The organism is Candidatus Thiopontia autotrophica, assembly GCA_014384675.1.
GTDB lineage: Bacteria > Pseudomonadota > Gammaproteobacteria.
Map to the genome: position 1 here is coordinate 12,626 of JACNFK010000019.1, position 13,237 is coordinate 25,862.

The 13,237-nt window shown below is 50.5% G+C and carries 12 protein-coding genes; all 12 read right to left on the minus strand.

Going from position 1 to position 13,237, the window contains the following annotated elements; translation table 11 throughout:
* Window positions 1-16 precede the first annotated feature (16 nt).
* Window positions 17-1,519: a lysine--tRNA ligase gene (gene lysS, locus H8D24_02315; protein ID MBC8519228.1), complete on the minus strand. Its 1,503-nt coding sequence runs from the start codon at window positions 1,517-1,519 to the stop codon at window positions 17-19.
* A gap of 42 nt (window positions 1,520-1,561) precedes the next feature.
* Window positions 1,562-2,660 (minus strand): peptide chain release factor 2 gene (gene prfB / locus H8D24_02320; GenBank protein MBC8519229.1). Its coding sequence is split into 2 segments (ribosomal slippage): window positions 1,562-2,584 and window positions 2,586-2,660, totalling 1,098 coding nucleotides; the frame shifts between segments, so codons are not numbered across the junction.
* Between the two features lie 440 nt (window positions 2,661-3,100).
* Window positions 3,101-4,783, minus strand: a complete 1,683-nt coding sequence (gene recJ, locus H8D24_02325) for a single-stranded-DNA-specific exonuclease RecJ (GenBank protein ID MBC8519230.1) — start codon at window positions 4,781-4,783, stop codon at window positions 3,101-3,103.
* Window positions 4,780-5,256, minus strand: a complete 477-nt coding sequence (locus H8D24_02330) for a hypothetical protein (GenBank protein MBC8519231.1) — start codon at window positions 5,254-5,256, stop codon at window positions 4,780-4,782. Before H8D24_02330 ends, recJ begins: the two co-directional genes overlap by 4 nt.
* A gap of 3 nt (window positions 5,257-5,259) precedes the next feature.
* Window positions 5,260-6,336 carry a threonine synthase gene (locus H8D24_02335; protein ID MBC8519232.1) on the minus strand — a complete coding sequence of 359 codons (1,077 nt, stop codon included), beginning with the start codon at window positions 6,334-6,336 and terminating at the stop codon, window positions 5,260-5,262.
* 256 nt (window positions 6,337-6,592) lie between these two features.
* A complete protein-coding gene (locus tag H8D24_02340) occupies window positions 6,593-7,903 on the minus strand; it encodes a homoserine dehydrogenase (GenBank protein MBC8519233.1) in 1,311 nt (436 codons plus the stop codon).
* Window positions 7,904-7,921: 18 nt separating this feature from the next.
* Window positions 7,922-9,121 (minus strand): alanine transaminase, encoded by a 1,200-nt coding sequence (gene alaC / locus H8D24_02345; protein MBC8519234.1) that lies wholly within the window; start codon window positions 9,119-9,121, stop codon window positions 7,922-7,924.
* A 226-nt stretch (window positions 9,122-9,347) separates the two neighbouring features.
* Window positions 9,348-10,226 carry a sigma-70 family RNA polymerase sigma factor gene (locus tag H8D24_02350; GenBank protein ID MBC8519235.1) on the minus strand — a complete coding sequence of 293 codons (879 nt, stop codon included), beginning with the start codon at window positions 10,224-10,226 and terminating at the stop codon, window positions 9,348-9,350.
* Between the two features lie 8 nt (window positions 10,227-10,234).
* The gene (locus H8D24_02355) at window positions 10,235-11,152 is read right to left on the minus strand and encodes a LysM peptidoglycan-binding domain-containing protein (GenBank protein ID MBC8519236.1); all 918 of its coding nucleotides are present in this window, start codon (window positions 11,150-11,152) and stop codon (window positions 10,235-10,237) included.
* On the minus strand, window positions 11,152-11,727 hold the full coding sequence (locus H8D24_02360) for a DedA family protein (protein ID MBC8519237.1): 576 nt from the start codon (window positions 11,725-11,727) through the stop codon (window positions 11,152-11,154). Before H8D24_02360 ends, H8D24_02355 begins: the two co-directional genes overlap by 1 nt.
* Window positions 11,727-12,383: a protein-L-isoaspartate(D-aspartate) O-methyltransferase gene (locus tag H8D24_02365; GenBank protein ID MBC8519238.1), complete on the minus strand. Its 657-nt coding sequence runs from the start codon at window positions 12,381-12,383 to the stop codon at window positions 11,727-11,729. The genes H8D24_02360 and H8D24_02365 overlap by 1 nt, the downstream gene beginning before the upstream one ends.
* Complete coding sequence (gene surE, locus H8D24_02370) at window positions 12,380-13,126, minus strand: 5'/3'-nucleotidase SurE (protein MBC8519239.1); 747 nt, start codon at window positions 13,124-13,126, stop codon at window positions 12,380-12,382. The genes H8D24_02365 and surE overlap by 4 nt, the downstream gene beginning before the upstream one ends.
* Window positions 13,127-13,237 lie beyond the last annotated feature (111 nt).

Below are 13,237 nucleotides of genomic sequence, written 5' to 3' on the forward strand. Positions count from 1 at the left end.
TCCTTACTTGTCTCTCTTATGTTTGCGGTCTCATATGTGGAAACAGTAACACATCACGGATAGATGGCGAATCGGTGAAGAGCATTACCAGCCGATCAATACCGATGCCCTCACCCGCCGTTGGTGGCATACCGTGCTCCAGCGCAGTTACGTAGTCCTCATCATAGTGCATGGCCTCATCATCACCAGCCTCTTTCTCTTCGACCTGTCTGCGGAAACGCTCCGCCTGATCCTCATAATCATTAAGCTCAGAGAAGCCATTGGCGATCTCACGACCACCAACAAAGAACTCAAAACGGTCGGTAACAAATGGATCATCATCATTGCGACGAGCCAGTGGAGAGACCTCTGTAGGGTATGCCGTAATAAATGTTGGGTTCATAAGACGGTGCTCTACTGTTTTCTCGAAAATCTCAATCTGCACCTTGCCCAGACCGTAAGAGTCTTTCAGGGGAATCTCCATGTTCTCAGCTACTGCTCTGGCACTATCAAGATCATCCAGATCCTGTTCTGCAAGATCCGGATTAAAGTGCAAAATCGACTCTTTTACTGTCATCCGGGCAAACGGCTTGCCAAAGTCATAGGTGTCGCCCTGATAGCTTACCTGACTGGAACCCAACACCTCCTCCGTCACTCCACGCAACATCGCCTCAGTGGTGTCCATCAGATCCTGATAATCGGCATAGGCCTCATAGAACTCAATCATGGTGAATTCAGGATTATGGCGAGTTGAGAGCCCCTCATTACGGAAGTTGCGATTGATTTCGTAGACCCTCTCAAACCCCCCAACAACCAGACGCTTGAGGTAGAGCTCTGGTGCAATCCGCAAGAAGAGCTCCATATCCAGCGCATTATGGTAGGTGGTAAATGGACGCGCAGTTGCCCCTCCAGGGATCGCCTGCATCATCGGGGTCTCCACCTCCATAAAGCCGCGCCCATTGAGAAAGTCGCGGATATACTGCACTACCTGAACCCGAGTCTTGAATACATCTCGTGAGGCATCGTTCATGATCAGATCGATATAACGCTGACGGTATCTAGCCTCGGTATCTGTCAGCCCATGAAATTTCTCCGGTAGCGGGCGAACCGACTTGGTCAATATCCGGATGGAGTCAACCTTGACCGAGAGCTCTCCAGTCTTAGTCTTGAACATAACCCCTTCAGCACCAATAATGTCTCCAATGTCCCATTTCTTGAAGCCTGCATACAGCCCCTCTGGCAGGGCATCCCGCTGCACAAAGAGCTGTATCTTTCCGCTCATATCCTTGAGATGGGTAAAGGCCGCCTTGCCCATGACGCGCTTGGCCATCATCCGTCCAGCCACTGCTACCCGAACTCCCCGCTCCTCCAGTACCTCGGGCTCCATCTCTCCGTACTCGGCATGGAGCTCACCAGCGACCACATTCCTGCGGAAATCATTGGGGAAAGCATTCCCCTCCTCACGCAGCAGATCAAGCTTGCGACGCCGCTCCGCGATTAATCTGTTTTCATCAACTTTCTGGTTTTGTTCTTTTGACATCTTGCTCTTCTCTTCTGGATCTCCGCCTGCGCGGAGATGACTTTACAACCCAGACTTCAAACTCTCCTCAATAAACGGATCCAGATCACCATCCAGAACCGCCTGCGTATTTCCGGTCTCATGGCCTGTCCGCAGATCCTTGATCCGCGACTGGTCCAACACATAGGAGCGAATCTGGCTGCCCCACCCTATATCAGACTTGGCATCCTCTGCCGCCTGCTTCTCCTCATTCTGTTTCATCAGCTCCATCTCGTAGAGCTTGGCCTTCAACATGCTCATCGCAGTTGCCTTGTTCTTGTGCTGAGAACGCTCATTCTGGCACTGCACCACAATACCAGATGGTTCATGGGTAATACGAACTGCTGAATCAGTAGTATTTACATGCTGACCACCAGCTCCCTGGGCCCGATATGTATCCACTCGCAAATCGGAGGGGTTAATCTCTACATCAATATCCTCGTTCACCTCAGGATAGATGAATACCGAAGAGAAAGATGTGTGTCGACGATTACCTGAATCAAAGGGTGACTTGCGTACCAGGCGATGCACCCCAGTCTCTGTCCGCAGCCAACCGAAGGCATACTCACCCTTAACCTGAATGGTGGCAGATTTGATGCCAGCCACCTCACCCGCCGATACCTCCATCAACTCCACATCAAAACCACGACGATCACCCCAGCGCAGATACATCCGCAACAACATCTCCGCCCAATCCTGAGCCTCTGTTCCGCCAGACCCGGATTGAATATCGATAAAGGCATTGGATGCATCCTGTTCCCCAGAGAACATGCGCTGAAACTCCAGCATCTCAATCTCTGCGGTCAGCAACTCAAGATCGGCAACAACCTCTTCAACAGTATCATCATCACCCTCTGCCTCTGCCATCTGCAGCAGCTCATTGGCATCTGTTGTACCGCTGGAGAGCCGATCAATCCCCTCTACAATCTTCTCCAGTCGAGCCCTCTCCTTTCCCAGCCCCTGGGCCCGCTCCGGATCATTCCAGACCTCGGGTGATTCCAGCTCACGATTAATCTCAATCAGCTGCTCTGCCTTTTCAGCATAGTCAAAGATACCCCCTAAGAGCCTCTGTGCGCCCCTGTAGATCTTTGATCTGATTGTAGATTGGGTTGAACTCAATCATGGTTGCCTGCTTCCTGTGAACTTCTATAAACAGTGGGGAATTATACACACTCTCCCCATGTAAATAGTGGCTCAATGGTAACTACTTACAGCAATTATCATTATGGCGAACAGTTTATGATTGATCGACTTTAAAAACTATTTGCAACAGATTCTTGGCGCGGTATAGCGTAAAAAATGCAGCTGTTTGAGGGCGCCAGCCTGAGTTCTGCATTTTAGCGAAACCAAGCTGAGAAGTTGTGCAAATAGTTTTAGGAGAGAAATCATAAACTGTTAGCCATAATGATAATTGCTGAGCTATCAATCGTTCCAAAAACAGTGGCAGTTTTGTGCGGGCAGCCGTTTGCGGACAGGACGTCCGCAATCGAGCGACACATGGATGTGCTTGAGTGAGCTGCATGAACAAAACTGCCACTGTTTTTGGAACGATTGATACTTACGTTACGAGTTGATAATGGTCTCTACAATTAACTGTAAACTATCTCTACCCCGCCATCGATTGACATCCATCCGGTAGACAATCTCCAGATTATCACCCCGCTCCGGCAGCAACTGCTCTGACTGATAAAAGGCAATTGCATCTACACGATCACTAGATTCGCTATCACCCAAAACAAGTTTCAGATGATTCTCACCAACGATGCGCCAGTCATCCAGAACAAAAACATCCCGAAACAGGGGCTCGGGAAAGCCCTGTCCCCAGGGACCTGACTCCCTCAACAGCTCTGCCGTCTCTAGCAGACGCTCTCCACTGGAGAGTCCACCATCAGTATAAAGCACCCCCTCCAGCATCTCCTCACTGACCAGAGTGGAGACCGACTGTTCAAACAGGGTTCTGAAGAGTTCAAAATCGTGTTCACGAATGGACACCCCTGCTGCCATTGCATGCCCCCCAAACTGGAGAACCATGCCGGGACTTTTTTTGGATATGGCATCAATCAGGTCCCTTATATGAAGACCAGAGATAGAGCGTGCAGAGCCTTTCAGGGTGCCACTTTCCCCACGGGCAAAGACAATTACTGGCCGATGCAACTGCTCCTTGATTCTCCCCGCAACAATTCCAACCACACCCTCATGCCAGTGTGGCTGATAGAGGGCAAGAGCTGAAGAGAGCCCCTCCCCATCCAGATGCAGGGACTCTATGATGGATTCTGCATCCTCCCGAATTCCTGCCTCTACCTCACGACGCTGTCGGTTGATGCTGTCTAGTGCCTGCGCCTGAGTAAGAGCCTGCTGCCTATCCTCTGCCAGTAGACAATCAATCCCCGCCCCCATCTCCGCCATGCGTCCTGCCGCATTGATTCGAGGGCCAACAGTGAATCCGAAATCGGAGGCCACTACACGACCCTGCTCTCTACCCGCCACCTCCAGCAGTGCAGCCACACCTGGTGAACAGTGACCCTGACGAATACGCTGAATACCGCTGTTCACCAAAATCCGATTATTCCGATCCAGCCTCACCACATCTGCAACTGTTCCAACTGCGACCAGATCCAGCAATGTTGCCGGGTTAAAGTCAGACCCCAGTTTCTGTCTGACAGCACACACCAGATAAAAGGCAACCCCAACACCGGCGAGGTTGGGGCTTGCAAAATCATCACCATGTTGGTTCGGATTTACAATCACATCGGCTGCCGGAAGCTGGTCACCAGGAAGATGATGATCGGTAACTACTACAGCCATTCCAGCCCTCTTTGCCGCCTCTCCCCCGCCAATACTCGATATTCCATTATCTACCGTTATCAATAGATTAGGTTTATATTTTAATGTTAATTCAACTACTTTTTCAGAGAGGCCATAACCATGTCTCTTGCGATCTGGCACCACATAATTGATATTTGCCCCCATCGATTTGAGGCCACGCATAGAGACCGCACAGGCAGTTGCGCCATCCGCATCGTAGTCGGCAACAACAACAATGGAGTCACCACGACCGATAGAGGAGGCAACAAGCTCTGCAGCCTGTTCCACATTTTTCAGGGAGGATATAGGGAGAAGATTCTTCAGGGAGTGGTCCAGCTCTGCAACAGAGCGGATGCCACGAGAACGATATATGCGGTCCAGTATGGATGGCACCCCCTCCAGCGGTTGGCTGTCAGGAACGGTGCGCTGGACAACTCTCACAGTCTTGAGGCCCGTCTGGAAAAAATGGTTTTGCCCCGCTCTATCAGCTTCTCAAAACGCGATGGCTCTCTCCATACCCAGATGCCATTAGCCCCCTCAACCTTGTGGGGAATAGATATGTGACTATCTGCGAGATCACCTATTGATGCATGGTGCAGCAACATCTGCACCTCATTGAGGAGACGCTTCCATAGAAGCTCATCGTCCCCTGCAGGCATGGCATCATGGACATTTGCACCAACCACATGGTGCAGAGGTGTTGTCTTTACAGCCACCCCTGTCGAGAGTTGCAGCCTCCAGTCGAGATCATCATGGTAACTGAGCACCATGTTCATCTCACTAAACAGCGGCTCAAGTCTATTAATCAAATCCTGCTGCTCTTTGACAGAGATGGAGCCCGGCTCAATCTCGAAAAGACGAAGCACATCCCAGTCTGCGACCAGGTGTACAGGCGCTACACGAAATATCTCCACAGACTACATGTTGTTAAGGATTGCTCCCTTAACATCTTCCAGGGTCGCATCAACAGTAATCAGTTCCCGCGTGCTCTGTTTAATAGCTGTGTCTGGATCCTTCAACCCATGTCCAGTCAGGGTACATACAATCTTGCTGCCAGCCGGGATCTTTCCACTCTTGAGATCACGCAGAGCACCCGCTACAGATGTTGCCGATGCCGGCTCACAGAAGACCCCCTCTCTCTCTGCCAGTAGTTTCTGTGCGGCCAGTATCTCCTCATCCGTACACTCGTCAAACCAGCCGCCAGACTCCTTCTGCACATTCCACGCCTTGTCCCAGCTCTGTGGGTGACCAATACGAATTGCAGTTGCCACAGTCTCTGGCTCATCTACCATCTCGCCACGCATAAAGGGGGCAGCCCCTGCAGCCTGATAACCAACCATGGTTGGGCGGGTCGGAACGATGCCATCCTCGGCATACTCCACATACCCCATCCAGTGGGCAGAGATATTGCCCGCATTACCAACTGGCAGACAGTGGTAGTCAGGGGCAGCGCCCAGCTCCTCAATAATCTCAAATGCCGCTGTCTTCTGACCCTGCAGGCGGAACGGGTTGATGGAGTTAACAATGGTAACCGGAGCCTCTTCACCCACCTCTTTCACCAGCTGCATGCCATCATCAAAATTGCCATGAATCTGAATCACTACCGCCCCATGCATCATTGCCTGAGCAAGCTTGCCCAGCGCAATCTTGCCGTCTGGAATAAGTACGAAAGCGGTAATACCGGCGCGTGCCGCGTAGGCCGCCGCTGCAGCCGAGGTGTTTCCGGTAGAGGCACAGATAATAGCCTTGCTACCCTCCTCTACCGCCTTGGTCACCGCCATACACATGCCACGATCCTTGAATGAACCTGTTGGATTGAGCCCCTCGTATTTCACATAGATCTCTGCATCGACCCCCATCTCACCGGGGATATTCTTCAGCTTGATCAGCGGGGTATTGCCCTCGCCCAGATCGATGATTTTTGTATCCTCGCTTATGGGCAGACGGTCACGGTAACGATCCAAAAGACCTGTGTAGTGTTTTCTAAATGGCACGATAGTTTTCTCCAACTACAAAATTTTCAGCCCTAAATGGCCTCACATAATTATAACCGCTTACCCATATGAGCCGGTTCTCTTTATCAACGCAGTGGCTGCGCCCTGTTTTCTGCCTGTTTTTCAGAAGAAGCCTGCCAGTGTTTGAGCGTAGCGAGTTTTGGCAGGTGCTGAAAAATGGGTGGCAAACAGGGATAGAAGCAGCCTTTGAGAAGAGAAAGAGAGCAGGCTCATATGGGTGAGTGGTTACCATATTTTAATCGAGTGTCTCCATACGGATCCGCATAACCGATCCATATACACAATCCAGCGCCTCAATGGCAGAGAGCGCACGGTTCATCCGCCCCTCCTCTGTCTTGTGGGTCAAAAGTACAATGGGTGCTCTTGACCCTTCATTCTCGATATCCTTCTGCATAAAGGCCTCGATACTTATCTCCTCCTCCCCCAGAATCCTGGTGATCTCTGCAAGCACTCCAGATCGATCCTCAACCTCCATCCTCAGATAGTAGGCGGTCTCGATATCATCAATTGACAGTATCGGTAAATCCTTCAGGGCATCAGGCTGGAATGCCAGATGTGGCACCCTGTTTTCAGGGTCTGCAGTCAATGCACGTACCACATCTACTGTATCTGCAACCACAGCAGAGGCGGTAGGCTCATCACCGGCCCCCGCTCCATAGTATAGAGTTGGTCCTACAGCATCACCCATCACCAGCACTGCATTCATCACCCCATCCACATTAGCGATCAACTGTCTCTCCGGGATCAGGGTTGGATGTACGCGCAGCTCCACACCAGCCTCAGTCTTGCGTGCCACTCCGAGATGCTTGATGCGATATCCAAGCTCCTCTGCATAGGAGACATCCTCTGCCGTAATTTTGGTTATCCCCTCTGTCATCGCCTTGTCAAATTGCAGCGGAATACCAAAGGCGATGGAGGCAAGAATGGTCAGCTTGTGTGCTGCATCAATTCCCTCTACATCAAAAGTTGGATCTGCCTCGGCATAACCCAGCTCCTGCGCCTCCTTGAGCACATCATCAAAGGCGCGTCCCTTGTCTCTCATCTCTGTGAGAATGAAATTTCCGGTGCCGTTAATTATTCCAGCCAGCCACTGAATCTGGTTAGCTGCCAGCCCTTCGCGGATCGCCTTGATGATCGGGATACCACCAGCCACTGCAGCCTCAAAGGCAACCATGACCCCCTTCTCCTGTGCCAACTCGAACAGCTCATTGCCATGGGTTGCAATCAGTGCCTTGTTGGCAGTCACCACATGCTTGCCCTGCGAGAGTGCCTGCACCACCACCTCACGGGCAAATTCGGTGCCGCCCATCAACTCCAGAACAATATCAATATCCGGATCATTAGCTACCTCAAACGGATCCGTAGTCAGCCGTATCCCCTCTGTCTCACAGATTCTCGGGCGCTCCAGATCACGTACTGCAGCCATACTAATCTCAATCTGCCGACCAGCACGACGTGCTATCTCTGCTGCATTGCGGGTTAGTACATTTACACTTCCACAACCAACTGTCCCCAGTCCGAGAACACCTACTTTTACTGGCTTCATCTTTTAATTACTTCCCTGTTACTGTTCAACGTCAAGAACACCATCACTCTTGAACATCTCTCTGATTCCACGTACCGCTTGTCGGGTACGGTGCTCATTCTCAATTAATCCAAAACGGACATAGCCATCTCCATACTCACCAAATCCGATTCCCGGAGAGACCGCAACCTTGGCCTCACTCAACAATTTCTTGGAGAACTCCAGTGACCCCATCTCACGATAAGGCTCAGGAATTGGTGCCCACACAAACATTGTTGCCTTTGGTGGCTCCACCTCCCAGCCCACTGAGTTGAGGCCGCTACAGAGTGCATCCCTGCGCTTGAGATACATGTCACAAATCTCATGGACACACTCCTGAGGCCCTTCAAGTGCAGCTATTGCCGCCACCTGTATCGGGGTGAACATGCCGTAATCAAGATATGATTTCATTCGTGCCAGGGCAGCAACCAGTGTCGGATTACCAACCATGAAACCAACACGCCATCCTGGCATATTATAGCTTTTAGAGAGGGTAAAGAACTCTACTGCAATCTCCTTGGCACCATCTATCTGCAGAATTGATGGTGATTGATAACCATCAAACACGATGTCTGCATAGGCAAGATCGTGGATAACCCATATCTGATGCTCTTTTGCCAATGCCACAACCTTTTCAAAGAACTCCAGATCAACACAGTGGGTTGTTGGATTGCCTGGAAAATTGAGCACCAACATCTTGGGGCGTGGCCATGAATTCTTGATCGCCTTCTCGAGCTCTGCAAAGAAATCCCCATCAGGAGTAAGCGGAACATGACGGATATCTGCCCCCGCAATAATGAAGCCATAAGGGTGAATTGGGTAGGCTGGATTGGGAACCAGCACAGTATCCCCCGGACCAACAGTAGCCAATGCCAGATGTGCCAGCCCCTCTTTTGATCCAATGGTTACGATTGCCTCTGAGTCCGCATCCAGATCAACCTCGTAGCGGTCATGATACCAGTTGCATATTGCCCTGCGTAGACGCGGAATGCCCCTGGACATGGAGTAACGGTGGGTATCTGGACGTTGTGCGGCCTCCGTCAACTTGTCAACTATGTGTTGCGGAGTTGGTTGATCGGGGTTTCCCATCCCGAAATCGATGATGTCCTCTCCCCGCTGCCTCGCCTTTGCCTTCAACTCATTAACGATATTGAATACGTATGGCGGCAACCGTTTGATTCTCTGGAAATCCTCAATCAAGACCTTAACTCCGATCATTTAGTGCCTAAGGAAGCTCTGATTAAGTCACTTCGTGACTCAATCAGAGCTCCCTCTCAAGTTATCCTATGGGGGAAGGGTTAAAGCTCCTCCCCCAAACCCCCATCCCATTACGCTTTTTCAGAGATTCCCTAAAAAATTAGACGAAATTATACCTCAGTAATCTTGTATAGAGTAGAAACCATGACCAGGAAACAGCCAGGGCAACCTAAAAAAGTGTCTCTTCTGAATAGCCTGAGCGCTCAAGAACATCATGCAGATGCTGAAGTGCATCCAGCTGAATCTGTCGTACCCGCTCACGGGTAATCCCCATCTCTTTGCCAAGTTCTTCAAGAGTCATCTCATCTTCTCCCAACAACCCAAAACGGTGAATAACAACCTTGCGTTCACGCTCCTTAAGGCTATCTAGCCACTCGCTCAGATGGGTGAAAATTTCGTCCCTGAGAAACAGATCATCCTGATCCTCCAGTGAGGTATCTTCAATTCTGTCACCAACTGTCCTGCTGGAGCCCTTCACAACCGGCAGTTCCGTTGATGTCGGGATCTCCCTAAGCTTTAGAATTTTATCAACCTCTTCCGCCGTCTTATCAAGCGATGTCGCGATCTCGGAAATTGAGGGCTCATGGTTTATGGATTGAGTAAGACGACGAGACTCTCTCATATAACGCCCCATCTCTCTCATGACGTGGACTGGCAAGCGCACTGTACGGGCCTGATTCATCAATGCTCTATCAACCCCCTGTCTTATCCACCAGGTAGCATAGGTTGAAAAACGAAAACCTCGCTCTGGGTCAAATTTTTCAACAGCACGAATCAGGCCAAGATTTCCCTCCTCCACCAGATCCATAAAGGCGACGCCTCGATTCTGATAACGCCTGGCGATACTTACTACAAGACGCAGATTGGATTCAATCAGATGATTCTTGGCATCCCTGTCACCCTTTTGTACTTTACGTGCACATGCACACTCCTCCTCCGCGGTCAGTAGCGGAAACTCCCGAATCTCCTGCATATAGAGATGGAGGGCATCATGGTCCTTTCCCTTCAGTTTGCTGGATGCAAACTTCTCTTGATCTGAACTGCCCATTACGCCACCTACCTACCACTCCCTGAGAGTTTTGCCAGGTATCTCATTGGGTCAACCGGTTTTCCATTTTTTCTGACCTCGAAATGCAACTTCACCCGATCGGTACCACTCTTCCCCATTGCTGCGATCTGCTGACCAATTTTTACAACATCCCCCTCCCTAACCTGCAGCTGACTATTATGAGCATAGGCTGTCAATAGATTATTGTCATGCTTGATGATTAACAGCTTTCCATAACGCACCAGACCGGTGCCGCTATAGACCACCTTGCCATCACCTGCGGCAACAATTGGGTCACCCTCTCTACCACCAAACTCAACTCCTGTAACCCCCCTCTCTTTGGAGTACCGTTTAATAATTTTTCCAGATGAAGGGCGGCCCATGCTGGTTGCGGCAGAAGATCTACTAACTGCCGTTATCCTCTTGCTCGATTTTGATATCGGCTTTGGTTTTACCCCTGTTATCTGTCCGGCAGATAGCGCCGACCTCAACCTTAACTTCTGCCCCACATGAATCTGATAAGGTGACTTCAGGCTATTCCAGCGTGCCAGATTAGCCATTTTAATATTCAGCCTCTCTGCAATAACACTTAATGTATCTCCTGGTCTCACAATATAGTAATCACCAGTTACAGGCTGTGGTTTTGAGGATTGTGAGCTGTTTGGGTGCAGACGTAATTTCTGCCCCTTGTGGATTCTGTATGGAGAACTAATTCCATTCCACCTGGCCAGATCAAGATAATCCAGATCAAATTCCATAGCTATCATGTAGAGGCTGTCACCTGTACGCACTGTATAACTTTCCTGAATCTCTCCAATAAGATGGGTCTGATTAGAGACCGGAGATAGTGATGGACGACTGCTGCTGCAGCCCACCAGCAGGGAGACAACAACAAACAGGGGGATTATGGCTACTATCTGTCTCATCAATGTCGCAAGAAGTAGTAGATGGCTGCAAGTAGCACGGCAATCCATCCCAGACGAGACATCCAGCCACGCTCCATCTTGAGGAACTTTTCTCCTCCCCAGATAACAAATGCCGCCACCAGAAAGAAACGGGCGCCACGACCAATAAGTGAGGCCACCAAAAACAGTGGAAGCGACATGGCCAGCGCTCCAGCACTGATAGTAAACAGCTTGTATGGGATTGGTGAAAACCCGGCAAGGAAGATAATCCATATGCCCCACTCTGCAAACAGTGCCTTGGCGTGATCGTATGAATCCTGCAGCCCCCACTGCGCAATAAGTGGCTCAACCAGCTCCATTCCATAGAGCCCAATCAGGTAGCCGAAAACTCCGCCGAGCACCGAGGCAACCGTTACCAGAGTTGCATATCGCCATCCTCGAGAGGGGTGCGCCAGGGTCATTGGTGCAAGCAACACATCAGGTGGAACCGGAAAGAAACTGGACTCCGCAAAACTAAGACCTGCCAAAACAGGTTCGGCATGAGGGCGATCTGCCCAGACGGCAACCCTCTCATTCATTCTATTCATCCACTCCATTATCTTGCTCCTGACCTCATGGGCACAAACTTCACCCTCTCCAGAACCTCCTCTTCATACCCATCTACTGTTTTTGTCAGCTCCAAAAGTTTCTGCTCCTGCTTCTCTGGCCCTACTGGCACCACCATTCTTCCACCAATCTCCAGCTGTCCAAGAAGACGGGTGGGAATTCCTGCCGGTGCTGCAGTAACAATAATTGCGTCAAATGGAGCCTTCTCCTCCCACCCCACATGACCATCGTCCAGCTTCATCTCTACATTCAGAATTCCCATCTCGGCAAATCTATCCTGTGCCCTGCGAATCAATGCACCAATACGTTCTACAGTGTATACATGTGGTACAAGTTGCGCGAGGATTGCAGTCTGGTAGCCAGATCCGGTTCCGATCTCCAACACCCGTTTTGGGCGCCCATGACGCATCAGCGACTCCGTCATCAGGGCAACGATATAGGGCTGCGATATAGTCTGTTCATGGCCGATTGGCAACACCACATCATCGTAGGCCCGGTACGCCAGCGCCTCATCCACAAACTGGTGGCGAGGAACCGTCCGGATTGCATTCAGCACCTCAAGATCCGTGATCCCCTGCTTCTCCAGCTGACTTATAAGACGCTCTCTAACCCGACGTGAACGAAAGCCAACCTCATAGTTATTCATGAGAGCCACTGCTCCATTCCATCTATCATTGTGCGTTGTGTCAGGTCGGTATGAATTGGGGTTACCGAGATCCAGCCACTCTCTACAGCATGAAAATCTGTGCCATCTTCTCCATTTTCAGCTTTGCCTGCAGCGCCTACCCAATATATATCCTTGCCACGTGGATCCTTCATTTTTACCACTGGCTCTGAACGATGTCTTCTGCCAAGACATGTTGCCTTGAAACCATGAATCTCTTCCCAGGGAAGATTTGGCACATTTACATTAAGGATAGTCTCTGGCTCCAGAGGATGCTGTTTAAGTCTCTCCAGTATCTTCTCAACTGCAATAGCGGCAGATTCAAAATATTGACACTGGTCCTCCCTGCAGACCAGAGAGACCGCAATTGCCGGCAGCCCAAGAAAGCGCCCCTCCATGGCGGCGGCAACCGTACCTGAATAGAGCACATCATCTGCCATGTTGGCACCGGAATTTATTCCGGATACCACAATTTCCGGATCCTCATCCAGCAATCCTGTAAGTGCCAGATGAACCGAATCAGTCGGGGTGCCATCTACGGAGTAATCTCCGTTCTCATGGGTAAACAGGTGGAGAGGATGCTCCAGGGTCAACGAATTACTGGCGCCACTACGATTGCGATCAGGGGCAACTACTACTACCTCGTTGCTCTTGGCGAGATGTTTACGCAAGGTCTGCAGGCCGGTGGCATTTACACCATCATCATTACTAAGGAGGATTTTCATAAGGTATCGATTCTACAAAAAAAGGGACCCATCCGGGTCCCTTTTTTCTCTATGAAAGCTCTGATTAAGTCACTTCGTGACCCACTCAGATCTCCCAGATCTCCATCACAA

Coding starts and splice junctions, on each gene's coding strand:
- lysS (MBC8519228.1), bottom strand. CDS start 1,519: ATGTCAAAAGAACAAAACCAGAAAGTTGATGAAAACAGATTAATCGCG.
- H8D24_02340 (MBC8519233.1), bottom strand. CDS start 7,903: ATGAAGCCAGTAAAAGTAGGTGTTCTCGGACTGGGGACAGTTGGTTGT.
- H8D24_02350 (MBC8519235.1), bottom strand. CDS start 10,226: ATGGGCAGTTCAGATCAAGAGAAGTTTGCATCCAGCAAACTGAAGGGA.
- H8D24_02355 (MBC8519236.1), bottom strand. CDS start 11,152: ATGAGACAGATAGTAGCCATAATCCCCCTGTTTGTTGTTGTCTCCCTG.
- H8D24_02360 (MBC8519237.1), bottom strand. CDS start 11,727: ATGGAGTGGATGAATAGAATGAATGAGAGGGTTGCCGTCTGGGCAGAT.
- H8D24_02365 (MBC8519238.1), bottom strand. CDS start 12,383: ATGAATAACTATGAGGTTGGCTTTCGTTCACGTCGGGTTAGAGAGCGT.
- surE (MBC8519239.1), bottom strand. CDS start 13,126: ATGAAAATCCTCCTTAGTAATGATGATGGTGTAAATGCCACCGGCCTG.